Below are 23,745 nucleotides of genomic sequence, written 5' to 3'. Positions count from 1 at the left end.
TCAGCACGTGTGCACGTGACATCACTCGTTGGGGCCCGTAACCGGTGACCCCCGGCCGTTCACGGGGTTGAGCCATACGGATCGCCAGGCTCCCCATGAACGGACGTGCTCACCATGCCGCCACGGCTCAGTGTCGTTGTCCCCGTCTACAACGTGGAACCCTTCCTGTCGGACTGCCTGAAGTCCCTCGCGGAGCAGACCGTCACCGATCTCGAAGTGGTGATGGTCGACGACGGGTCCACCGACGGCAGCGCGGCCGTCGCCGCCGGGTTCGCCGCGCAGGACGACCGCTTCCGGCTGGTCAGCCAGGAGAACGGCGGGCTGGGCCACGCCCGTAACACCGGTGTCCGCAACTGCGATCCCGGGAGCCGCTACCTGGCCTTCGTCGACAGCGACGACATCGTCCCGCCGCGCGCGTACGAACTGCTCGTCGGCGCCCTGGAGAAGACCGGATCGGACCTCGCGTCCGGCAACGTGCTGCGGCTGCGGGCCGGCGGCCGGCTCGTGCAGTCGCCCATGTTCCGGGGGCCCATGGCGACGACGCGGATGCGCACCCACATCTCCCGCGACCGGGAGCTCGCCGGCGACCGGATCGCGTGCAACAAGGTCTTCCGCCGCTCCTTCTGGGACGAGCACGCGTTCGCCTTCCCCGTCGGCGCGCTCTACGAGGACATCCCCGTCGTGCTGCCCGCCCACTTCCTGGCCGCCTCGGTCGACATCCTGAAGGACCCCGTCTACCACTGGCGCGACCGCCCCGGCTCGATCACCTCCGGCCGGGCCGTCGTCCGCGGCATCCGCGACCGGGTCGCCCATGTGCAGGGCGTCTCCGCCTTCCTGGCGGAGAACCGCACGGCCGCCGACAAGAACCACTACGAGGCCCACGCCCTCGCCAACGACCTCTGGTACTTCATGGAGGTGCTGCCCGAGGGCGACGAGGAGTACCGCGCCGCCTTCCTGACGCACACCAACGCGTTCATCGACCAGGTCGACCCCGCGGTGCTCGACGGGCTGCCGCTGCGGCTGCGGCTGATGTGGCACCTCGTGCGGGAGCGCCGCACGGAGGAACTGCTGGCCCTGATCGCCCTCGACAAGCGTGAGCCCGGCGCGTTCGCCGTACGCGGGGTGCGCCGCCGGCGGGCCGGCTATCCGCCGCTGACCCGGCCGGTGCCGGCCCGGGTGCTGCGCGTCGGCGACGGGGACCTGCCGCTGGTCGCCCGGCTGCGGGAGGTCCGCTGGCAGGACGGCCGGCTGCACCTGAAGGGGTACGCGTACATCCGGAACCTGCCCGCGGGTCCGGGCCGCGCCGAACTCCGGGCCGGCTGGCTGCGGGCGGGCGGGCGGCGGCAGGTCGTTCCGCTGCGGCTGCGCCGGACCGCCGACCAGGAGGCCACCGCGCGCTCCCGGCAGAGCCTGCACGACTACGACCGGTCGGGGTTCGAGACGGTTGTCGACCCCGCCAGGATCCGCATCGCGGCGGACGGGCCGGCCGACCGCGTCAGCTGGCGGCTGGAGCTGGGCGCCGCACGGAACGGTCTGCTGCGGCGCTCCGCACCCAGCACCGCGGAGGCCCCCGTGGCGCCGCCCGTGCACCGGCCGGACGGCGACCACCGGATCGTGCCGGTCTTCGACGCCGACCGGCTGGTCCTGCACGCCGAGCGGATCGACGCCCGCTTCGAGACGCACCGCGCGGGCACGGCCGGCGACGGGCGGCCCACCGTCGTCGTGGACGGCATGGTCCGGGACCGGCTCGGCGCCGAGGGGCTGCGGCTCGGCCTCGGCCACCGCGCCTCCGGGGCCGCGCTCGACTGCCCCGTCACCGTTCACGAGGGCGCGGTGTCCTCGGCGGCCGGCTGGCGGCGCTTCACCGCCGAGATCCCGCTCGCCGCGGTCCTGGGCGCCCGGGAGGAGGCCGGGCCCGCGCCGGCGAGCATTCCCTACAGCGTCCACCTCGTCGGGCCCGGCGGCCGCCGGACGCCGGTGGACGTGCCGGGGCCCGTGCCCCCGGGCCGCTACCCGCTCGCACCGGCCGGGGACGAGCCCCGCGAACTGGGCCTCACCGTGAGCGCCCGCGGCAACCTGCTGATCAGCGACCGTCCCGTGCAGCCTGCCGTCGAAGCGGCCTCCTGGACGCAGGACGGGGCCCTGCTCCTGGAGGGCACCTTCCCGGACGACCCGGGGCGCCCCGCCGCCCTCGTGGCCCGGCACAGCGGCCACCACGAGGAGGCCGTCTTCCCCGTCACGTTCACCGGACCGGAGGGCGAGCGGCGGTTCACGGCCACGCTGCGGCCCGACGCCGTCGAGGCGTGCGGCGGCGGCACCCTGCCGCTGGGCGAGGGCAACTGGTACTTCTTCCTCCGCGAGAGGGGCGCCGCCGGCGGCGAGAGCCGCGACACCGCGCTGCGCCTCCCGGCAGCCGTCCATCACACCCTGCCCGCCGCCCGCACCCTGGCGGGCCGCGCGTACGTCATCGAGCGGCGCTTCCACGACCAGCTGCTGCTGAGCTGCGCGCCCCCGCTCGCCGCAGCGGAGCGCGGGCCCCGCGCCCGGCGGCTGCTGGGCGCCGCCCATGCCGCGCAGCGCACCGCGGCGCTGCGCCCGGCCGTCCTGTTCAGCAGCTTCGACGGCCGTCAGTACTCGGACTCACCGCGCGCCGTCCACGAGGAACTGACCCGCCGGACGACCGGCCTGGAACACCTGTGGGTCGTCCGCGACGGTCAGGCGCGCATCCCGGCCGGTGCCACCGCCGTGGAGCACGGTTCGGCGGCCTGGCACGAGGCGCTCGCCCGCAGCCGGTACATCGTCACCAACACCCAGCTGCCCGAATGGTTCGAACGCCGCGAGGGCCAGACCGTCGTCCAGACCTGGCACGGCACCCCGCTCAAGCGCATCGGCCTCGAACTCGCCGGCACCGCCCAGGCCAACGCCTCCTACATCGCCACCCTCGGGCAGCGGGCCGGGCAGTGGAGCTTCCTCGTCTCGCCGAACACCTACTCCACCCCCGTGCTGCGCCGCTCGTTCGGCTTCGAGGGCGAGGTCCTGGAGTGCGGCTACCCCCGCAACGACCTCTTCCACGCCCCGGACCGGACCAAGGTCGCCGCCGCGGTACGGGAGTCCCTCGGGATCCCCGACGGCAAGCGGGCCGTGCTGTACGCGCCGACCTGGCGCGAGGACCAGCCGAGGAACGGCGGCCGCTACACGATGGACCTGCGGCTCGACCTGGCCGCGGCCGAGCGCGAACTGGGCGCGGACACCGTCCTGCTGGTGCGCCGGCACTACCTGGTGACCGACCGGCTCCCGGACAGCGGCACGGGGTTCGTCCGCGACGTCTCGCGCTACCCGGACGTCGGCGAGCTGATGCTGATCAGCGACGCCCTGGTCACCGACTACTCCTCGCTGATGTTCGACTTCGCGCAGACCGGCCGCCCGATGCTCTTCCACACCTACGACCTGGAGCACTACCGCGACACTCTGCGCGGATTCAGCTTCGACTTCGAGGCGCGGGCCCCCGGCCCGCTGATCCCGGACTCCGCCGCCCTCATCGAGGCGCTGCGCGACCCGGCCGGGGCCGTCGCGGGACACGCGGGGGCGTACGAGGCATTCCGGCGGGACTTCTGCGACCTCGACGACGGCCGGGCAGCCGCCCGGGTGGCCGACCGGATGCTTTAGGGCTCACCCCGGTGCCCCCGTTGCTCCGCACGGGTGCCCACGCGGGGTGAACTGCGGGGTGATGCGGTGGTGAACACGAATTGACGCACGGGCTGTCCGAACTGCGTAAACCGTTCGAGTGATTCGAGGAATGTGGCGTTTGCACGGATGCGCAGGGAATCCGAGCCGTGGGCCGGAATAATGTGTTCATAGGTGCGTCGCATAGCGTCGACGGGTTGCTACGTTCTGCTTTCATGGGTATCCGAATGTGGTGCGAAACCTGGGACGTGCGACGGGCGAGAGCGGTCGTACTCGCCGTCTCGGCCGTCGGTCTTCTCACTCGCATGATCATCGCGGCGAATACGCCGGGCCCTACCGACGTGCGCTTCTTCGAGGGATTCGCGAAGGCCATCGGGGTGCACGGACCCATTCGGATCTATGAGCAGCCACTGCCCGGTCTGCCCGTCTACAACCACCCGCCCCTGGCGGGCTGGATGCTGCTCGGACTGAACGATCTCGCCGAATTCGGAATGTCGTTCGGTGCGCTGATCAGATTTCCCGCGTCGATCGCCGATTTCTGCTGCGCGCTGCTCGTCCTCGAAATCGTCCGCCGCCGTGCGGCCCTGCGGACCGCCGTGGCGTGCGGGATCGGCGTGGCCCTCAGCCCGGTGCTGATCGCGACGTCCGGCTACCACGGCAACACCGACGCGGTCGCCATCGTGTTCGCCCTGGCCGCCGCCCATCTGCTGGCCGACCGTAAGGCTCCGCTCGCGGCGGGGGTGGCGGCGGCCCTCTCGATCAGCGTCAAGTTCATTCCGGTCGTGGCGCTCCCGGCGCTGTTCATCGCCGCGCTGCGAGGCGGCCGGCCGGTGGCGGCCCGCTTCGCCGCCGGGTTCGCCGCCGTGTTCGCGCTGGTCTGGGGCCCGGTCCTGGTGGCCGTGCCGCGGCAGCTCAAGGAGAACGTGCTGGAGTACGCGGGCGGCAGCTACCACCTGTGGGGGCTGGTCCGGTTCGCCGACGTGTTCGGTCTGCCGGAGCCCGTCGTCACCTTCATGCAGGGCGGCGGCCATTTCCTCTTCGTGCTGCCCTGCGTGGCCGCCGGTGCCTGGATCGCGTGGCGGCGGCCCGCGCAGCTGCCGGGTGCCGTCGCCGTCGCGCTGGGCCTGCTGCTCCTGCTGTCCACCGCCTCCGGACTGCAGTACCTGACCTGGGCGGCCGCCGCGCTGTTCGTCCTCGGGTTCCGGGAGGGCCTCGCGTACAACTGCGTGGCCGGGCTGACGGCCGTCCTCGGCTACGGCGGACGCTCCGCCGTGCGCTGGAGCGAGCCGGTGCTGCTGCTGGGCGCCGCCGGCTGGATCGTCCTCGCCGTCGGACTGGTCACCGGCGTGCGACGCCTCCTCGCCACCCCGCCGGACACGGGCCCGCCCGGCCGCCCCGGACCCGCGCCGCTCGCCGTACCCCGCACCTCGCAGCCCTCCGGTTCCGCCGTCACCTGACCGCGGTGCCCGAGCGGCACCCACCACCGTCCCGTCCCTGATACCGCACCGAGCATCGAGCGCAACTGGAGAACGCCCCGTGAAGGAAAGCCCGAGTCCCAGGATCGGCATCCTGGTGGTCGCGTACAACGCGGAGACAACGCTGGAGAAGACCCTCGACCGGATTCCGGAGGATTTCCGGTCCCGGGTCGACGAGATTCTCATTCTCGACGACGCGAGTCATGACGCGACCTTCACCGCGGGCTGCCGCTGGTCGCAGGCCGAGGGAATGCCGCGGACCGTCGTGATGAGGCACACCAAGAACCTCGGATACGGCGGGAACCAGAAAGCCGGATACGCACTGGCGGCCGCGCACGGACTCGACATCATCGTGCTGCTGCACGGCGACGGGCAGTACGCCCCCGAATTGCTCCCCGAGATGGTCGCCCCGATCGAACGCGGCGAATGCGAAGCCGTGTTCGGATCGCGGATGATGAAATCCGGCGGCGCCCTCAAGGGCGGAATGCCGATGTACAAGTGGCTGGGCAACCGCATTCTCACCCGGCTGGAGAACGGGCTGCTCGGCTCGAAGCTCACCGAATTCCACTCGGGCTACCGCGCCTACAGCGTCGAGGCGTTGAAGAAGCTGCCCATCGACCGGAACACGGACGCGTTCGACTTCGACACCCAGATCATCGTCCAGCTGCTGAACGCGGGAATGCGGATCAACGAGATCCCCGTGCCCACGTACTACGGCGACGAGATCTGCTACGTCAACGGCATGAAGTACGCGAAGGACGTCATCAAGGACGTCCTCGAATACCGTCTGGCCGTCAAGGGCTTCGGCACCTGCGCCTGGATCCCCAAGCCCGTCGAGTACGCCTTCAAGGAGGGCGACGGCTCCTCGCACGCGGTCATCCTGGAGAAGATGCGGAAGCTGCCGCCCGGCCGGGTCCTGGACCTCGGCTGTTCCGGCGGACTGTTCGCGCAGCGCCTGGAGTCCCTGGGCCACGAGGTGACCGGCGTGGACTACGTCGAGGTGCCCGGCGTGCGCGAGAAGTGCAGCCACTTCCACCTCGCCAACCTGGAGGAGGGGCTGCCGGCGGAGATCGGCACCGGCTTCGACTACGTGGTGGCCGGGGACGTCATCGAGCACCTCTCCCGCCCGGAGCGGGTACTCGCCGAGGTCGCCACCGTCCTGCGGCCCGGCGGCGAGGTGCTGCTGTCCGTACCGAACTTCAGCCACTGGTACTCACGGCTGCGCGTCGCGCTCGGAGCCTTCGACTACGACCGCCGCGGCATCCTCGACGAAACGCATCTGCGCTTCTTCACCCGGGCCAGCCTGCGCCGGACCGTGCGCGCCGCAGGCTACGACGTGCTGGACATCGCCTCGACCGGGGCGCCGTTCTGGTCGCTCCTGGGCCGCGGCCCGCTCGCCGCGGTACTCGGCGGGCTGTCGAGGCTGCTGACCCGGATCCGGCCGACGCTGTTCGGCTATCAGCACGTCGCCACGCTCACCCCGCACGCGGCCGAGACGATCATCGCTGGAGAGCACGTCGATGTACAGGACATCCTCAACCGACAGTACGTCCCCGCAGACCGGGTCGGCGTCTGAGGCGACCATCCCCGAACCCACCTCCGCCCCGGCATCCGAGTCCCGGGCCGCCGCAGTCAGGAGCAAGGCCTTGACCCTCCCCAGTCTGATTCTGCTGCTGTTCGCCGTGTTCTCCTCGGCGGGCGGCCAGATCATGCTCAAGCACGGGATGAAGGGCGCAGCGGCCACCGCAGGCCGGGACGGCGGCTCGGTCGCCCTGCGCGCCGCCACCAGCCCCTGGGTCGTGCTCGGCCTGGTGGTCTTCGCGGTGTCCGCGCTGGCGTGGATGTCGACGCTGGCCAAGGTGCCGCTCTCCATCGCGTACCCGTTCAACGCGCTGGGCTACCTGCTGATCGTGGGCGCCGGGGCGACGGTGCTGCACGAGCGGACCTCGATGTGGACCTGGGGCGGCTCGCTGCTCGTGGTGGTCGGCCTCGCCACGGTCATGGCGGGCCAGCAACGCTGAGCCCGCATGTCCACGCACCCGCACAGGGCGAAGGGCCCGCCACCGGATCTCCGGCGGCGGGCCCTTCGCCCTGTGCTCCCTGCCCCGTCAGACCGTGCCGGACGCCGTGGGCTCCTCGCCCAGCAGCACCCGGCGCACCACACGCTCGGCGGCGCGGCCGTCGTCGTACGGGCAGAACCGGGCACGGAACGCCGCCAGGAGCTCCCTGCTCCCGGGGCCGTCCCAGCTGCCGTCGGTGAAGATCCGCGCCAGCTCGTCCGTGGTCGTCGCGACCGCGCCCGGGGTCTCACCGGGCCGGCCGGACAGCAGGTCGAAGACGACGCCGCGGACCGTGCGGTACGTCTCCCAGTCCGGGGCGTGCACCACGATCGGGCGGTTCAGGTGGGCGTAGTCGAACATCACCGACGAGTAGTCCGTGACCAGCGCGTCCGCCGCCAGGCAGAGGTCCTCGATCCGCGGGTGGTCGCTGACGTCGATGACCGACGGGTGCCGGGGCAGCTCCGGGTCCCCGTAGAAGTAGTGCGCGCGCACCAGGACGACGGTGTCCGGGCCGGTCGCCGCGCAGAACCGCTCCAGGTCGAGGCGGCTGGTGAAACCGGACTCGTAGTCGCGGTGGGTGGGCGCGTAGAGCAGGACGCGCTGCCCGGGGCGGATGCCGAGGCCCTCACGGATCGTCAGGATCTGTTCGGCGGTCGCCGACGTCAGGACGTCGTTGCGCGGGTACCCCGTCTCCAGGGCGCGCGCCGCGCCCGGATAGGCGCGGGTCCACACCTCGGTGGAGTGCGGATTGGCGGAGACGCTCCAGTCCCACCGGTCGACCCGCTTCAGCAGCCGGTCGAAGTTGAGCCCCTGGGCCGCCGCCGGATAGTCCTGCTGGTCAAGCCCCATGATCTTCAGCGGGGTGCCGTGGTGCGTCATCACATGGACCTGGCCGGGGCGCTTGACCACGTGGTCGGGGAAGTTGACGTTGTTGAAGAAATACGTGGCCCGGGCCATCGTCGCCCAGTAGCGGCGGGTGCCGGGCACCACGTGGTCGATGCCCTCGGGCAGCGCGTCCACCTGGTTCTTCGAGACCACCCACACCCCGCGCACCCCGGGGGCCAGCTCCCGGGCCTTGCGGAAGACGGCCTCCGGATTGCAGCTCACCCCGCGGTTCCAGTACGCGGCGTAGACGGCGAGCCCGCGGTCCAGCGGGAGTTTGCGCTGCCACCAGTAGTAGCGCCGGCTCAGACTGCGCTTGGCCCGTCCCCGCACGGCGTCGGGCGCGGCCCGCAGCCCGCGGCGCAGCGCCAGTGCCGTGTCCAGGCCGCCGAGCACGGCGAACCGGCCGCCACCGATCAGCCGGGGCCGCAGCCCCCGCGCGCCGCCCGGGAAGCGGTGCCCGGCCGGCCGGTAGGTGCGGTGGAAGGCGGCGACGGAGCGCACGTACCGCCTGCGCCGGCGCGTCACCGCCGGATAGCCGGACAGCAGCTCCTGCACCGCCCGTTCGAAGAGCAGCGGATGTACGGGTTCGAGCCGGGGGCGCTCGCGGACGAAGTCCATCAGCCCGGCGTACGCCTCGACGAGTCCGGCCGGGGCCGCACCCGCCGGCGCCTCGTCGTCGAGGGCCGGCAGATAGCGCTGCTGGCGGTGCTCGACACAGGCGGTGGACAGGACGGCGACGGACTCGGCCGCGGCGAGCGTCTGGAGGGCGTAGATCCGCTCCCCGTGCTGCCCCGGACCGAACTCCAGCTTCTCGCCCTCGTGCAGCGTGCGGCGCACGGCCCGGTTCCAGGAGACCGGGGCGATGTCCAGGAGCGCGGACTGTCCGGGCGCGGCCAGCGGGCCGTCGGAGAGCCCGCCCAGCAGCTCCAGCGACCTGCTGGGCCGGGGGCGCCCGCGGAACGGCCGCTTGTGGTGCCCGAACAGCAGCAGATCGGGCTCGCCCGCGGCCCCGATCCGGTCGGCGATCGCCCGCAGCGCGTCCGGCAGGAGGACGAAGTGCGCCTCCAGGTACATCAGATAGTCCCCGACGGCCCGCTCGGCCCCGGCGTTGCGGCACCCGTCCGGACCCGCGCCGGCCGGGAGATGGATGGCCTGCACCCGGCTGTCCCGGTCGGCGAACTCGTCGAGCAGCAGCCCCGAGCCGTCCGGCGCCCGGTCGTCGACACCGATCACCTCGATGTCCGTGAACGACTGAGAGAGCACCGACTCCAGACAGGCGCGCAGGCTTCCCCGGGCGCGGCGGACGGGGATGATGAGACTCAGGCGGGGCATACGGACTCTTTCTCGGACACGGGCGTGCGGGGCAGCGAGGACCGGGGCGCGGTGCACCGAGGCGCGCGCGCCGACGGTGGGGGCGGGTACTCCGTAAACGCCCGATGGAGTGACGGGGTTACGCCGGACCCCGGCAGCCGTGCGAAACGGCAGGCAGGGGCGGCCCCGCCGGAGTAAGCGGAACCGCCCCTGATTGACGTACGGATGTGCGATGCGGTGCTGCGATACGGGTGGTGGTGCGGCTACTTGACCGCGCCCGCCATCACGCCGGAGACGAACTGGCGCTGGAAGGCGAAGAACACCACGAGCGGGATCACCATCGACACGAAGGCGCCGGGCGCCAGCACGTCGATGTTGTTGCCGAACTGCCGTACCTGCTGCTGGAGCGCCACCGTGATCGGCGGGGAGTCGGAGTCCGCGAAGATCAGCGCGACCAGCATGTCGTTCCACACCCAGAGGAACTGGAAGATCCCGAGCGAGGCGATCGCCGGTCCGCCCAGCGGCATCACGACCCGGGTGAAGAGCCGGATCTCGCCCGCCCCGTCCAGCCGCGCCGCCTCCAGCAGCTCCCGCGGGATCTCCGCGAAGAAGTTGCGCAACAGGAAGATCGCGAACGGCAGGCCGAAGGCCGTGTGGAACAGGATCACGCCGAGCGTCGTCTCGAAGATCCCGACCTCGCCGAAGAGCTTGGAGACCGGGATCAGGGCGACCTGCACCGGGACCACCAGCAGTCCCACGACCACCAGGAACCACCAGTCGCGGCCCGGGAACTCCATCCAGGCGAAGGCGTATCCGGCGAACGAGCCGATCACCACGACCAGGGCCGTCGACGGGACGGTGATCAGGACCGTGCTGAGCAGCGAATCGGTGATCGTCGGATTGTCCAGCAGCCGGGTGTAGTTGTCGAAGGTCATCTCGGACGGGACGGTGAAGACCTTCCACCAGCCGGTCGCCGCGATCTTGTCCGCGCTGCGCAGCGAGGACAGGAACAGTCCGATGGTCGGCATCAGCCAGAACAGGGCCACCAGGATCAGGACGACCCGCATGACACCGCCGCCGGCGCGGGTGGCGAGCCGTGCGCCGAACGAGCGCCCGGGCTTCTCCGCGCCGGTGGCCGGGGCGTCGCCCGGTCCGGCGGGGGCGGCCGTGGCCGAGGGTGTCGTCATCGGCGCCCCTCCTTCCGTATCCGCCTGATGTTGAAGAGCATCACCGGGACCACCAGCAGCAGCAGGAGCACGGCGATGGCGCTGCCGATCCCCAGGTCCGCGTCCGTGCCGAACGAGGACCGGTAGAGCTGGAGCGCCAGTACGTTCGCGTCGTCCTGCGAGGAGCCCGGCGCGATGATGAAGACCAGGTCGAAGACCTTCAGTACGTTGATCATCAGCGTCACCAGCACCACCGCGAGGACCGGGGCGAGCATCGGCACCGTGATCCGGCGGAAGACCTGCCACTCGTTGGCCCCGTCCACCCGGGCCGCCTCCAGGAGTTCCCGCGGCAGACCCGCAAGTCCGGCCGCGATCAGCACCATCGCGAAGCCCGCCCACATCCAGACGTAACTCCCGATGATGCCGGGTGTCACGAACGACGGGCCGAGCCAGTCGACCCCGTTGTACGGCTCCTTGAAGTTGGATGCCGGGAGGCGGAGTTCGGCGCCGTCCGCCGATGCGGGCAGGGTGAAGACCCCGTCGGCGCCCGCGGTGGCCGACGCGACCACCTCGCCGTCCCTGACGGCCTCCACCTTGATGCCCTTGAGCCCGAGTTCCCTGGCGTCGATGACGTTGGGCTTGCCGCCGCCGCCCTTGGTGAAGTCCAGCCAGGCCGTGCCGGTGATCCGCCCGCCGTCCGCCGGTGCGGGAGCCTTCGCGGGCTTCGCGTCACCGGGCATCTTCGCGGGCAGCACCCCGACCAGCGGCAGCTGGACCGGCTCCCCGGCCCGTACCGGCACCTTCGTCACGAAGGCACCGCCGCCCGCCGCCTTCAGCGGATGGACGGGCAGCGGGTGCGCCTTGGGGAAGCCCGCCGACTCGGCGAACGTGTCGTGCACGCCCACCCAGACGGCGTTGGCGACGCCGCGCTCCGGCGCCTGGTCGTACACCAGCCGGAAGATGATGCCCGCGGCGAGCATCGAGATCGCCATCGGCATGAAGACGACCAGCTTGAACGCCGTGCCCCAGCGGATCCGTTCGGTCAGCACCGCGAAGATCAGACCGAGTGCGGTGGCGACGGTCGGGGCGAAGACCACCCAGATCGCGTTGTTCTTGACCGCCGTACGGATGGTGTCGTCCGTGAACAGCGCCTTGTAGTTGTCCAGGCCGGCGAAACCGGTCCCCGCCTGGTCGAAGAACGACCGGTAGACGGAGTACACGATCGGATACACCACCAGCGCGCCGAGCAGCACCAGCGCGGGCAGCAGGAACAGTGCCGCGACAGCCCTGCGGGTGCCGGTCACGCTCCTGCGGGTGCGGCCCTGCCCGGCGCCCGGCGGACCGGACGGCTTCCCGGACACGGGCTCCCTGGGGGCGGGTACCGAAGTCCCGCCGGACGGTTGCTTGTCGGCGGGGGGCGCCTCGTCGGCGCCCCCCGCGGCGGCTGTCGTCATCGCGTCAGCTCTTGTACGCCTTGGCCGCGTCGGACTCCAGTTTCGCCTGGGTCCCCGCGATGTCCTTCGGGTTCTTCAGGAAGTCCTGGAGGGTCTTCCACTCGCCCTTGCCGGGCGTTCCGCCGAACGACTGCGGGGCCTGGTCGGACATGTCGAACCGGACGGCGTCGCCGGCCGCGATCAGTGCCTTCGCCATCGTGCGCTGCACCTCGTTCGGGTACGCGGCGGCGTCCAGGGCCTTGTTCGGCGAGATGAACCCGCCCTGCTCGGCCCAGATCTTCGCCGCGTCGGTGGAGGCCAGCCAGGTCAGCAGGGCCTGGGCGCCCTTGCCGTCCTTCAGCGCCACCGCCGCGTCGCCACCGGTCACCACGGGCGACTCGGCGCCGACCGCGGGGAACGGGAACACCTTGGCGTCCGTACCGATCTTGGCCTTCGTCTGCGCGATGTTGATGCCGACGAAGTCACCCTCGAAGACCATCGCGCCCTTGGGCTGGTCACCACCGGTGAAGGTCTGGGTGACCGAGGCCGGGAACTCCGTCTGCAGCGCGCCGTCGGCGCCGCCGGCGATCAGGGAGGGCTTCCCGAAGAGCTGCGCCAGCGAGGTCAGGGCGTCCTTCACGGACGGGTCCGTCCACTTGATCTTGTGCTGGGCCAGCTGGTCGTACTTCTCCGGGCCCGCCTGGGAGAGGTAGATGTTCTCGAACCAGTCGGTGAGCGTCCAGCCGTCCGCGCCGCCGACCGACACCGGTGTGACACCGGAGGCGGACACCGTCTCGGCGGTCGCCAGGAAGTCCTTCCAGGTTTTCGGCTCGCTCGCACCCGCGTTCTCGAACGCCTTGGTGTTGTACCAGATCAGGGACTTGTTGGCGGCCTTGAAGTACACGCCGTACTGGGTGCCGTCCACCGCGCCGAGGTCCTGCCAGACCTTGGAGTAGTTCTTGGCCAGCTGCGCCTTGGCCTCGGGCCCGGCGGGCTTCGCCCACTTCTTCGCGACCGCCTGCTGGATCGCGCCGACCTGCGGGATCATCGCGACGTCCGGCGGCTGGCCGCCCGCGATCTTCGTACCGAGGAAGTTGACGATCGGGTCCTGCGCCGGGACGAAGGTCACCTTCGCGCCCGTGCGCTTCTCGAACTCCTTGAGGACCTTCACGAAGTTGGCCTGCTCGGGTCCGGTCCAGACCGCCGCGACCGAGATCTTCTCGCCGTCCAGTTTCGGTAATACGACGCTCTGCGGATTGTCCGCGCCCTTGGACGAGCCACCCCCGTCCTTCGCGTCCTTTCCGCCGTCACCGTCATCGCCGCAGCCCGTGAGGGCCAGCGCGCCGATGGCGGTGAACACCATGGCGGCCCTGCGAATCCGAAGCGTTGTGCGCATCCCTGCCCCGTCTCTCCTGTGCGCGTACACGGAGCGGCACCGGCGGACTCCCGGCGGCGCCGCTCGTTTATCACGTCGTCCTGTGCGCAACAGTCCTACGCCCGGCACCGGGGCGCCGCAATACCGCCATCGGGCCCAACTCCCCGATGATCCCTGATGTGATGGGCTCGTGACGTGAAGTCGGTGCGGTATGAGGCGATTGGGGACGGTGGGGCCACCGGGTGGGCCCACCGCGTAGGCCCCTCGGGTGGGCCCGCCCGGTGGGTCCTTCGCCGCTCAGGGGTGCGCGGGCGCCAGCGGAGCCAGCGGCTCGGCGTTGACCGAACGGGCCGCCCGCTCCAGCGCACTGGCGAGCAGCGCCAGGTCCGTCGGCCCGTTGCCCAGTTCGCGGACCGGGCGGCGGGTCGGCGGGTCGCCCATCCGCTCCCACTCCAGCGGCACGACCGTCGGCCGCAGCGTCGCGGTACGCGGGATGCGCCCCGTCACGCGTCCGCCCTGGAACGGCGTCACCCGGCCGTCGGGATGGCCCAGCCGCCCGCGGCCCGGCGCCGGTTCGTCCGGCGACGGCGGCACGACGGGCGGATCGAGCACCACACGCAGCCGAGCCCCCCGGGCCAGCTCGCTGTCCTCCGTGCGGTCCGGGCGGGCGGACGTCGCGACCAGATGCATGCCGAGCCGGCCGCCCTCCCGGGCCACCGCCTCCAGCGCCCGGACGACCGAGCCCGCGGCCGGCCGGCCCGGACTGCCGAGCGCCGGGGCGATCAGCGCGTCGTAGTCGTCGACGAGCACGACGAGCCGGGGCAGCGGCGAGGGCCCCGGGTCCGTGCCCCGGGCCGATGCGGGCCGCAGCCGCAGGGTGCCGCTCATCGGGGACTCGACGTCACCACGCTGTTCGGCCGGGCCGGGGGACCGCTGTCCGACCATCCGCTGCGCCACCTCGTGCCGGCTGTGCCACTCGGCGAAGTCGAGCCCGCCGAGAAGCTCGGCCCGCCGCTTCACCTCGCCGCCCAGCGCCTGGGCGAACTCCCGCATCCTGACCGGATCGGAGGCCACCAGGTGCGTGAACGCGTGCGGGAGCTCGGTGCAGGGGCGCAGGCTCTCGCCGCGCTCGCCGCCCGCCCCGTCGACCAGCAGGATGCCGAGCCGGTCGGGCCGGTCGGCGGCGGCCAACGAAGCGGCGACCGCGCGCAGCAGTTCGGTACGCCCGCTGCCGCCGGGCCCCTCGATGAGCAGGTGCGGCCCCTCTTCCGAGAGATCGACGCTCACCGGGCCCCGGGGTCCCGCCCCGAGCACCACGACGGGCCGCCCGGCCGCCCCGGCCGGGGTTCCGGCGGCCGTGGACGAGGGCGCCCGCCCGGACTCGGCGCCGCGTGCGGCGACCTGGGGCGCGTCGCCGTGCCGGGGGCCGCTGACCCGGTTCGAGCGGCCCGATCCGGCGGTACGCAGGCTGTCGGCGCCCGGCACGTCTCCGGACCCGCTCCAGGCCCGGGTGTCGGAGCCCGGCAGGGTGCGCGAACTCGGGGTGTCCCCGGGCCCTCCTTCATGGCGCTGCTCGCCCACCCGCGGGTAGGGCGTGCGGCCGGAGCCGCGGTCGTCGTGGGCGTCGCCGCGACCGGGGGCGCGGCGCTGCACCCCCGCGTGGGTGTCGTTCGCACCGCCGCGCCCGTCGGCGGCGCCGTGGGGGTACGGCGTGCGGCCGGAGCCGCGGTCGTCCGTGCCCGGATACGGGGTGCGGCCCGAGCCGGGGGACTGGGGATACGGGGTGCGGCCCGAGCCGGCCCCTTCCGCGTTGCCCGGGTACGGCGTGCGGCCGGAGGGCGTGGTGTGTCCGTCGTCCGTCGCGCCGTGCGGCGCCGTCGTGCGCGGTGGGTCGCCGGCCGTGCGCTGGGCGCCCACCCGGGGGGCCTGGCCGCCCTGCCGGTCGGTGCGGGCCGAGCCGCGGTCGCTGTCGCCCGCCGGTCCCGGACCGCCCGTCCAGCCGCCCGAGCCGCGGACCGTCGCCCCCGGCTGCTCGTCCGCCGCCGAGGCCCAGCGGGCCATCAGCGAGGCGGGCGTGGCGCGGGCCAGGCCCAGCTCGTCCAGGAGGCGGGCCGACGGCGGGAGGGCCACCGCAGCGCGGTGCCCCGGCAGCGCGGCCGAACCCTCCGCGCGCAACGGGGCCAGGGCCCGCCCGAACCGCTCCGCCCAGTGCGCCGACACCGCGTCCACCGCGGCCACCGTGCCGTGGCCCGCCGCCCGGCCGCCGGCCGTGCGCAGCAGCCGCAGCGCGGTCGCCACATCGCCGCTGAGCATGGCGACGGCCCCGCACTCGCGGAAGGGGATCGAGGCGTGGCAGGCCGCCTCGTAGGTCGCCGCGACCGGGGAGGTGGGGGTCGCGGCCGGGGTCTCGGCCAGACAGATCAGGTGGATGCCCGCCGCCGCGCCCGCCGCGGCCAGCCGGGCGGTGTTCTCGCGCAGGACCGCGGAGCCGGGGTCGCCGTCGACGATCACGACGGTGAAGGGTCCCTCGTAGTGCCGGGCGGCCTCGGCGACCGTACCGGGATCGAGACTCGCCCAGCCGGGACCGAGCGGGCCGTCGTCCAGCCGGCGCACCAGCTCCGTCGTCCGCGCGACGGCCTGGTCACGGTCGTACGCCAGCAGCAGCCGGCAGTCCTGGCCGTGCATCGGCCGCAGATGCGGCAGCCAGCCGAGCCAGGCCCATTCGCGCCGGCGCTCGTCCGTGCCGCGCGCCCGGTCCGTGCTGATCAGCACGATCTCCAGATCGGCGGGGGAGTGCAGCGCGGCGAGCTGGGCCACGGCGGAGCGGGCGAGCCCCGCCAGCCGCTCCCGCGGCCCGGCGAGCCCCAGCGAACCGGCCTCCCGCAGCCCCACCGTCACCGGCACGGCGGGCAGGTCGGCCCGGTCGGTCGTGCCCAGCCTGACCACCAGCGCCTCCGGGTGCGCCGTGTCGCGCTCCCAGAGCCGGGGGCCCGGGCCGAGCGCGGTCAGCAGCACGGCGGCCGGATCCGGCCAGGTGCCGGCGGGGACCGTGGGCAGCGCGGTGAACGTCTCGGTGGGAGCCGGCGGTCCGGCCTCGTCGGGCACGCTCTCGGGCGCGGGCTCGCCCCTGCCGCCCGCCAGCCGGCGGGCCCAGGCGCCTATGCCACCGCGGCGGCGCGCCTCGTCGTCCGCGACGCGGCCGGTCCGCGCGGACCCGGAGTGCGATCGCGCCGGGGACCGCCCGTCGGCCGCGCGCTCGTGTTCATGGGCGGTGTCCGGTCCTTCGTACTCCTCCGGCCCGCCGTGGACCGGCCCGTAGCCGTGGTCCGGGGGCGCGGCGGCGGCCGGTGCCACGGCCACGCGCAGATGTCCCTCGCCGTCCGGCGCCGTGTCCAGGGCCGGAGTCCGCAGCCCCGAGGTGAGGCGGAGCGTGGATTCGCCGAGCCGCAGCAGCGCGCCGGGGTTCAGCCGGACCGGACGGTCGCGGACCTCCGTGCCGTCCAGCGAGGTGCCGTTGGTGGATCCGAGGTCGGCGACCGAGACCCGGCCGTCCGCGGAGACGGTCACCGCGCAGTGCAGCCGGGACACATCGGGGTCGTCGAGCGGGACATCGGCGTCGGCCGAGCGGCCGATCCGGATCTGCCCGCCGTGCAGCAGGTGGACCCCGCCCGCGTCCGGCCCGGCGATCACGTGCAGCTGGGCCGGGACCGCGTCGTCCGGCGTCTCGTCCTCGCCCGGGACCTGGAGCGAGAGCACCGCCCCGTCGACCAGGGGCGGTTCACCGAGCGCGCACCGCTGCGCGTCGAGCCGCTCCCGTCCGGCGAACAGCACCACCGCGCCGCTGCCGAGGGAGCCCTCGGGCCCGGAGACGGATGCGGCCAGGCCGGAGGCCACCGTGGCCAGCGCCGTGCCCGCGGGGGCGGTGACCAGCACATCGCAGGCGCGCGCCGGGGTCTGGCCGCTGCGCGGCGCGAGGACGGTCAGCCGGATCTGCATCGCCGTCAGCGGTCCCTTCTGCGCGCGGTGCCGGCAGGGGAGACGCTGTGATTCCCCCCACCCGGCACGGACGCCTCGTCCGGTACAGGTTCGTCACGTACCGCAGGACTCCCGACCCCACGGTTCCGTGCTGCAGGCATCCTCGCACCTGCCACTGACAACACGCCCGGGGGTCACCACTAAGTGATCTTGAAACGTCTGCTGTGCGCCCAAAAGTGCCGCCTTGAACGGTTCCTGGGCGAGCTCACGGGGCACTCTGTGCGGGAGCGCGGGGAGCTTTGTGCGGGAACAGCGGGTTCCGGAACGGTCCCCGGGGATCGTCCGTCGCACCTGTGTGCGGCAACCATCCCTCCGGTGTGAGCGTCTTCCTCCGCAACGGGTGCGCCTCCGGGGGCGCGGGAGACCGCGCCTATGGGGAATTACGGGTAATGCAGACAAAAAGGTAACCTTCCCGACCCGGCCGTCCACTCCGGCCGCCCCACTAGAGTGGGCCGGAAACTCCGGACGGATCCGGGGGACCGCAAGCACCACGACCAGCAGGGAGCGCATGACGTGCGGCCGGTAGGCAGCAAGTACCTGCTCGAGGAGCCGCTGGGACGCGGCGCCACGGGCACCGTCTGGCGCGCCCGCCAGCGTGAGACCGCGGGCGCCGAGGCGGCCGTCGCCGGCCAGCCCGGCGAGACGGTGGCGATCAAGGTCCTCAAGGAGGAGCTCGCCAACGACGCGGACGTCGTGATGCGGTTCCTGCGCGAGCGCTCCGTCCTGCTGCGGCTGCGGCACGAGAACATCGTGCGCACCCGCGACCTGGTCGTGGAGGGCGATCTCCTCGCCCTCGTCATGGACCTGATCGACGGCCCCGACCTGCACCGCTACCTCCGCGACAACGGCCCGCTCACCCCGGTCGGCGCCTCGCTGCTCACCGCGCAGATCGCGGACGCGCTCGCCGCCAGCCACGCCGACGGCGTCGTCCACCGCGATCTGAAGCCCGCCAACGTGCTGCTCGACGAGCGCGACGGCCAGATGCACCCGATGCTCACCGACTTCGGCATCGCCCGGCTCGCCGACTCCCCGGGCCTGACCCGGACCCATGAATTCGTCGGGACGCCCGCCTATGTGGCGCCCGAGTCGGCGGAGGGCCGCCCGCAGACCTCCGCCGTCGACATCTACGGCGCCGGAATCCTGCTGTACGAGCTGCTCACCGGCCGTCCGCCGTTCGCCGGCGGCACCGCGCTCGAGGTCCTGCACCGGCACCTCAGTGAGGAGCCCCGCCGCCCCAGCACCGTCCCCGCCCCGCTGTGGACGGTGATAGAGCGCTGCCTGAGCAAGGACCCGGACCGCCGGCCCAGCGCCGAGAACCTCGCCCGCGCCCTGCGGACCGTCGCCGCCGGCATCGGCGTGCACGCGAACTCCGCGCAGATCGCGGCAGCCGACGGCGTGGCCGCGCTGCTCGCGCCCGACCCGGCGCCCACCGCCGTCCCCGAGACGCCGGGAGCCGCCGACCCGACGCAGGTGCTGCCGAGCAACGCCGGTTCGTACGACCCCAACGCCGCCACCAGCGTCATGCAGCACAACGCCGGACCCGGCGGCCCGCACGCCGACCCGACCGCGGTCATGCCGCCCGTCCCGCCGCGCCCCGAGGGGACCCCGCAGTCCGACGGGCCGCACCCCTGGCAGTCCCAGCTCCAGGCCGCCCGCGACCGCAACGAGCAGACGCAGGTCCAGTACCTCGACCCGAGCGAGGACCCGCTCCGCCGCCGGCCGCAGCGCCAGCAGCCCCAGCCACAGCAGCAGCCGCGACGGCAACAGCAGCAGTACCCGCAGCAGCAACAGCAGCCGCAGTACCGCCAGCAGCCCCAGCAGCAGTACCAGCCCCAGCAACAGCAGTACCAGCCGCAGCAGCAGCGCCAGCAGTACGCGCCGCCGCAGCAGCCCCAGCAGCCGGCCCAGCGCCCGCCCCGCGAGCCGAGGCAGCGCAGCGCCAACCCGATGAAGATCCCCGGCCTCGGCTGCCTCAAGGGCTGCCTCTTCACGCTGGTGCTGCTCTTCGTCGCGAGCTGGCTGATCTGGGAGCTCACCCCGCTGAAGGACTGGATCGGCCAGGGCCAGAGCTACTGGCACGCGATGACCGACGCCTTCGACACCGTCACCGACTGGGTCTCGAAGCTGGGCGGCGACAGCGGCGGAAGCGGCAACTGACCGCGTCCGCTGTAGCTATATCGACTTCCGCGGACCAATTCCGAGGCAATTCGCCCGTAGAAGTGAAGGTTGGCGCCATCCAGGGCACGCAACCCCCCGATCGCCGCGTAACTTTGTCGACCGGGGGTTGTTGAGCGACGGTCCATCGCCAGCCGCTGAGGGAGCAGTCTTGGCACGGAATATCGGCAGCCGGTACACCGCCCACCAGATTCTGGGGCGCGGCAGCGCCGGCACGGTGTGGCTCGGTGACGGCCCCGAGGGGCCCGTCGCCATCAAGCTGCTCCGCGAGGACCTCGCGTCCGACCAGGAGCTCGTCGGCCGCTTCGTCCAGGAGCGCACCGCCCTGCTCGGGCTCGACCATCCCCACGTCGTCGCCGTCCGCGACCTCGTGGTCGACGGCAACGACCTGGCCCTGGTGATGAACCTGGTCCGCGGTACGGACCTGCGCACCCGGCTCGACCGCGAGCGCCGGCTGGCCCCCGAGGCGGCCGTCGCGATCGTCGCGGATGTCGCCGACGCCCTCGCCGCCGCGCACGCCGCCGGGGTGGTCCACCGCGACGTCAAGCCGGAGAACATCCTGCTCGACATGGAGGGCCCGCTCGGCCCCGGCAACTCCCACCCCGCGCTGCTCACCGACTTCGGTGTGGCCAAGCTGATCGACACCCCGCGCCGCACCAAGGCCACCAAGATCATCGGGACGCCGGACTATCTGGCCCCCGAGATCGTGGAGGGCCTCCCGCCGCGCGCCGCCGTCGACATCTACGCCCTCGCGACGGTGCTGTACGAGCTCCTCGCGGGCTTCACGCCCTTCGGCGGCGGCCACCCCGGCGCCGTCCTGCGCCGCCATGTCACCGAGACCGTCGTCCCGCTCCCCGGCATCCCCGACGAGCTCTGGCAGCTGCTCGTCCAGTGCCTGGCCAAGGCCCCGGCCTCCCGGCTGCGCGCCTCCGAGCTGGCGGCCCGGCTGCGCGAGCAGCTCCCGCACCTGGCGGGCATCCCGCCCCTGGACGTCGACGAACCGGACGACGAGCCCGAGGCCGATCCGCACGGCCAGGCCTACGACGAGCAGCAGTACACCCCGGCCACCGAGGAGCCCCGCCGCCGCGGCGCGGTCCCGCTGGTCCCCGGCTCGTCGCCCGACTCCAACCGGGACACCCACACGAGCATGCGCGTCCCGGCCCCCGACGAGCTCTCCGGCGGCCCCCGCGGCACCGCCCGCGCCCCGCGCGCGCCCGGCCGGCCCCGCCCCGGCTCGGCCCGCAACAAGTCGGCGGCCATCCGCAAGCGCCGCCTCACCCTGGGCGCGGCCGCGCTCGTCCTGGTCGCGGCGGCCGGGGTGGGCGGCTGGCTGGCCCTGGGCGGGGACGACGCGGGAGCGACGCCCCAGGACACCCGGGACACCAAGAATTCGGCCCCCGCCGTCCCCTGACCCGGACCGCCGGTGCGGGCGGCGAGGACGGCGATCACGCGGCCCGAGGAACGTCCGCGCCGACAGCCGTTAGGCTGGACCCGTGGCAGTCGTCGATATTTCCGAAGAGCTGAAGTCCCTCTCCTCGACCATGGGGTCGATCGAGGCCGTCCTGGACCTGGATGCGCTGAGGGGTGACATCGCCGTGCTCGAGGAGCAGGCTGCCGCTCCGTCCCTGTGGGACGACCCGGAGGCGGCGCAGAAGATCACCAGCAAGCTTTCGCACCTCCAGGCCGAGGTCCGCAAGACCGAGACCCTGCGCGGCCGGATCGACGATCTCGAAGTGCTCTTCGAGCTCGCCGAGGACGAGGGCGACGCGGACGCCCTCGCGGAGGCCGAGACCGAGCTGGAGTCCGTCCGCAAGGCGCTGGACGAGATGGAGGTCCGTACCCTCCTGTCCGGCGAGTACGACGCCCGCGAGGCGCTCGTCACCATCCGCGCCGAGGCCGGTGGCGTGGACGCGGCCGACTTCGCCGAGAAGCTCCAGCGCATGTACCTCCGCTGGGCCGAGCGGCACAACTACAAGACCGAGGTCTACGAGACGGCGTACGCCGAAGAGGCCGGCATCAAGTCGACCACCTTCGCCGTCGAGGTGCCGTACGCCTACGGCACGCTCTCCGTCGAGCAGGGCACCCACCGGCTCGTCCGGATCTCCCCCTTCGACAACCAGGGCCGCCGCCAGACGTCCTTCGCGGGCGTCGAGGTGCTGCCCGTGGTCGAGCAGACCGACCACGTCGAGATCGACGAGTCCGAGCTCCGCGTCGACGTGTACCGCTCCTCGGGCCCCGGCGGCCAGGGCGTCAACACCACGGACTCCGCGGTGCGCCTGACCCACCTGCCCACCGGCATCGTCGTCTCCTGCCAGAACGAGCGCTCGCAGATCCAGAACAAGGCGTCCGCGATGAACGTCCTCCAGGCCAAGCTCCTCGAGCGCCGCCGCCAGGAGGAGCAGGCGAAGATGAACGCGCTCAAGGGCGACGGCGGCAACTCCTGGGGCAACCAGATGCGTTCGTACGTCCTGCACCCGTACCAGATGGTCAAGGACCTGCGGACGGAGTTCGAGATGGGCAACCCGGAAGCGGTCTTCAACGGCGAGATCGACGGCTTCATCGAGGCCGGCATCCGCTGGCGCAAGCAGAGCGAGAAGTAGTCCCGCCGGGACGGCATGTACGGCGACGGGCGTGAGAGCCGCGGCTCTCACGCCCGTCGCCGTATCCGTGACCGTAGCGGTCAGGACGCGCCGCGGCCCAGGCACTGCTTCAGCTCGTCGACGTCGTAGAAGTAGCTGCCCTTCGCCACCGGCTCGCAGCCCTTCCTGAAGGCGGTCTGCTTCTCGTTGTAGAGCATCCGCACCAGGTACTTGTTCCCCTTCCGGAACAGGTCCCACTGGATGTTCGTGGCCATGGACGCCACCGATGCGCCGCGCCACGGGTTGTCGGCGTACGTGTACGGCTTCCGCGGCGACACGGCCTCCGTGCTGCCGGGCAGTCCCATGAGCGCGGCCAGCGGGATGATCTCCTCCGCGTGCGTGAAGCGCAGCTCGGCGCCCGCGTCGCTCGTTCCGGCGCGCTTGGCGTCGATCTTCGTGAAGAAGTCGTCGAGCAGGACGTTCGCCATCCGGTACGTGATGTCGCTGTCGTCGAAGCCCGGCCCCTTCTCGTAGAAGTCCTCGGCGTCGCTGAGGTAGGCGAACCACCGGGCGTCCCGGGGCGCGATGTAGCGCTTCATGTCCCAGTCGCCCTCGTCGGCCATGGCCGGGGCGATGCTGTAGAGGGCGTAGACCGCCTGCGCGAACTCCACCTCGGTGCCGATCGAGTCGAACTCGCCCGCCGAGACCCGCCGGACGAAGGCAGGCTCGAAGATCTTCCCCAGTACGTTGCGGGCGGCGGCGTGCGAGGCCGGCTGGTCGGTGATGCCGTCGAGGGTGGCGGCGAGCCGCTCGTCGTTGTCGACGTAGTCCCGGTACTCCGCGCCGCCGGCCGACTTGTGGAAGTACAGCAGGTCGGGATCGGTCGTGGCCGGGGTGATGCGCGGCGCCAGGGCCGGTTCGTTCTCGGCGAGGGCCTCGGCGAACAGGTTCCCGCTGTCTACCGCGCGGTCCTTGCCGGAGCTGACGACGTTGATCTGCTCGGAATCCCTGACGATCTGCCGGAAGAGTCCGGGCAGCCGCTTCTCCAGCCGGGCGGCGGTGTCCTGGATCTCGCGCACGCCCCGTCCGCTGAGCTGTCCGTAACCGATCCCGTCCATGGCGGCGAGCAGCGCCTTCGTCTCGCCGCCGAACCGCTCGCCGGTGCGGGTGAGCTGCCCCTCGCTCCTCGCCTTCTCCCACAGGGCCAGGATCAGGTCGCCGTCCTCGCTGTCCGAGGCGGCGCGCGAGCCGTGGCGGGAGACGTTCTCGGTGAAGACCGGGACGAACCCCTTGGGTGCCCGCTGGTACGACCGCATGTTCTGCTGCGGCGCGTACGGGGTCTTGGTGGCGTAGAAGCCGGAGGAACCCGCGGAGGAGGCCTGCGCGGGTATCGCGGCCGTCAGGAGCGCGGAGACCGTGAGCGTCAGGGAGAGGGCGACGGTTCGTTTCTGCATGGGTTCACCGGGGTTCGGGGCGAGTCGGATCGGTCGGATGCCCGCATCATGATCCTTCCGGATGAACCGGACATGGCCGCGGTGCGGCCGGGAGGCGTCCGAAACGGGCTTGG

The 23,745-nt window shown here is 72.6% G+C and carries 13 protein-coding genes; 7 read left to right on the top strand and 6 right to left on the bottom strand.

The genetic code is table 11. The features are described from left to right. The first annotated feature begins 105 nt into the window (after positions 1-105). The 4 genes from OG408_RS15175 to OG408_RS15160 all read left to right on the top strand — a co-directional run bounded on the left by OG408_RS15175 (position 106) and on the right by OG408_RS15160 (position 7,180). The gene (locus OG408_RS15175; RefSeq protein WP_442806030.1) at positions 106-3,666 is read left to right on the top strand and encodes a CDP-glycerol glycerophosphotransferase family protein; all 3,561 of its coding nucleotides are present in this window, start codon (positions 106-108) and stop codon (positions 3,664-3,666) included. A gap of 245 nt (positions 3,667-3,911) precedes the next feature. Continuing rightward, positions 3,912-5,141, top strand: a complete 1,230-nt coding sequence (locus OG408_RS15170; protein WP_442806131.1) for a glycosyltransferase family 39 protein — start codon at positions 3,912-3,914, stop codon at positions 5,139-5,141. 79 nt (positions 5,142-5,220) lie between these two features. Then, complete coding sequence (locus OG408_RS15165; protein WP_266779447.1) at positions 5,221-6,735, top strand: bifunctional glycosyltransferase/class I SAM-dependent methyltransferase; 1,515 nt, start codon at positions 5,221-5,223, stop codon at positions 6,733-6,735. A gap of 70 nt (positions 6,736-6,805) precedes the next feature. Continuing rightward, entirely contained in the window at positions 6,806-7,180 is a 375-nt protein-coding gene (locus OG408_RS15160) for a hypothetical protein (protein WP_266779445.1), read from the top strand. An 87-nt stretch (positions 7,181-7,267) separates the two neighbouring features. Here OG408_RS15160 and OG408_RS15155 read toward each other — a convergent pair whose 3' ends face one another. The 5 genes from OG408_RS15155 to OG408_RS15135 all read right to left on the bottom strand — a co-directional run bounded on the left by OG408_RS15155 (position 7,268) and on the right by OG408_RS15135 (position 17,385). Continuing rightward, positions 7,268-9,436: a bifunctional glycosyltransferase/CDP-glycerol:glycerophosphate glycerophosphotransferase gene (locus OG408_RS15155; RefSeq protein WP_285563769.1), complete on the bottom strand. Its 2,169-nt coding sequence runs from the start codon at positions 9,434-9,436 to the stop codon at positions 7,268-7,270. Positions 9,437-9,678: 242 nt separating this feature from the next. Continuing rightward, a complete protein-coding gene (locus tag OG408_RS15150; RefSeq protein ID WP_266779441.1) occupies positions 9,679-10,602 on the bottom strand; it encodes a carbohydrate ABC transporter permease in 924 nt (307 codons plus the stop codon). Next, entirely contained in the window at positions 10,599-12,035 is a 1,437-nt protein-coding gene (locus tag OG408_RS15145) for a carbohydrate ABC transporter permease (RefSeq protein WP_285563767.1), read from the bottom strand. The genes OG408_RS15150 and OG408_RS15145 overlap by 4 nt, the downstream gene beginning before the upstream one ends. A 4-nt stretch (positions 12,036-12,039) precedes the next feature. Next, positions 12,040-13,410 carry an ABC transporter substrate-binding protein gene (locus tag OG408_RS15140; RefSeq protein ID WP_266779437.1) on the bottom strand — a complete coding sequence of 457 codons (1,371 nt, stop codon included), beginning with the start codon at positions 13,408-13,410 and terminating at the stop codon, positions 12,040-12,042. Between the two features lie 276 nt (positions 13,411-13,686). Then, complete coding sequence (locus tag OG408_RS15135; RefSeq protein ID WP_326670303.1) at positions 13,687-17,385, bottom strand: FHA domain-containing protein; 3,699 nt, start codon at positions 17,383-17,385, stop codon at positions 13,687-13,689. A gap of 552 nt (positions 17,386-17,937) precedes the next feature. Between OG408_RS15135 and OG408_RS15130 the strand changes: the two genes are divergently transcribed. From OG408_RS15130 to prfB, 3 genes are all read left to right on the top strand, one after another. Continuing rightward, a complete protein-coding gene (locus tag OG408_RS15130) occupies positions 17,938-19,581 on the top strand; it encodes a serine/threonine-protein kinase (RefSeq protein ID WP_266779433.1) in 1,644 nt (547 codons plus the stop codon). A gap of 169 nt (positions 19,582-19,750) precedes the next feature. After that, positions 19,751-21,010, top strand: a complete 1,260-nt coding sequence (locus OG408_RS15125; protein ID WP_266779431.1) for a serine/threonine-protein kinase — start codon at positions 19,751-19,753, stop codon at positions 21,008-21,010. Between the two features lie 82 nt (positions 21,011-21,092). Continuing rightward, the gene (gene prfB / locus OG408_RS15120) at positions 21,093-22,199 is read left to right on the top strand and encodes a peptide chain release factor 2 (RefSeq protein ID WP_266779429.1); all 1,107 of its coding nucleotides are present in this window, start codon (positions 21,093-21,095) and stop codon (positions 22,197-22,199) included. Between the two features lie 80 nt (positions 22,200-22,279). Here the strand turns inward: prfB and OG408_RS15115 are convergent, their stop codons facing one another. Next, the gene (locus OG408_RS15115; protein ID WP_326670299.1) at positions 22,280-23,632 is read right to left on the bottom strand and encodes a histidine-type phosphatase; all 1,353 of its coding nucleotides are present in this window, start codon (positions 23,630-23,632) and stop codon (positions 22,280-22,282) included. Positions 23,633-23,745: the final 113 nt, after the last annotated feature.

Origin of the sequence: Streptomyces sp. NBC_01257 (genome assembly GCF_035917255.1) — a bacterium.
Classification (GTDB): domain Bacteria; phylum Actinomycetota; class Actinomycetes; order Streptomycetales; family Streptomycetaceae; genus Streptomyces.
This window is presented reverse-complemented; position numbering and strand designations above follow the sequence as displayed.

Bases quoted from the DNA above. Each gene is read 5' to 3' on its own strand.
- OG408_RS15170 (WP_442806131.1), top strand. From the start codon at position 3,912: ATGTGGTGCGAAACCTGGGACGTGCGACGGGCGAGAGCGGTCGTACTC.
- OG408_RS15155 (WP_285563769.1), bottom strand. From the start codon at position 9,436: ATGCCCCGCCTGAGTCTCATCATCCCCGTCCGCCGCGCCCGGGGAAGC.
- OG408_RS15150 (WP_266779441.1), bottom strand. From the start codon at position 10,602: ATGACGACACCCTCGGCCACGGCCGCCCCCGCCGGACCGGGCGACGCC.
- OG408_RS15145 (WP_285563767.1), bottom strand. From the start codon at position 12,035: ATGACGACAGCCGCCGCGGGGGGCGCCGACGAGGCGCCCCCCGCCGAC.
- OG408_RS15140 (WP_266779437.1), bottom strand. From the start codon at position 13,410: ATGCGCACAACGCTTCGGATTCGCAGGGCCGCCATGGTGTTCACCGCC.
- OG408_RS15135 (WP_326670303.1), bottom strand. From the start codon at position 17,385: ATGCAGATCCGGCTGACCGTCCTCGCGCCGCGCAGCGGCCAGACCCCG.
- OG408_RS15115 (WP_326670299.1), bottom strand. From the start codon at position 23,632: ATGCAGAAACGAACCGTCGCCCTCTCCCTGACGCTCACGGTCTCCGCG.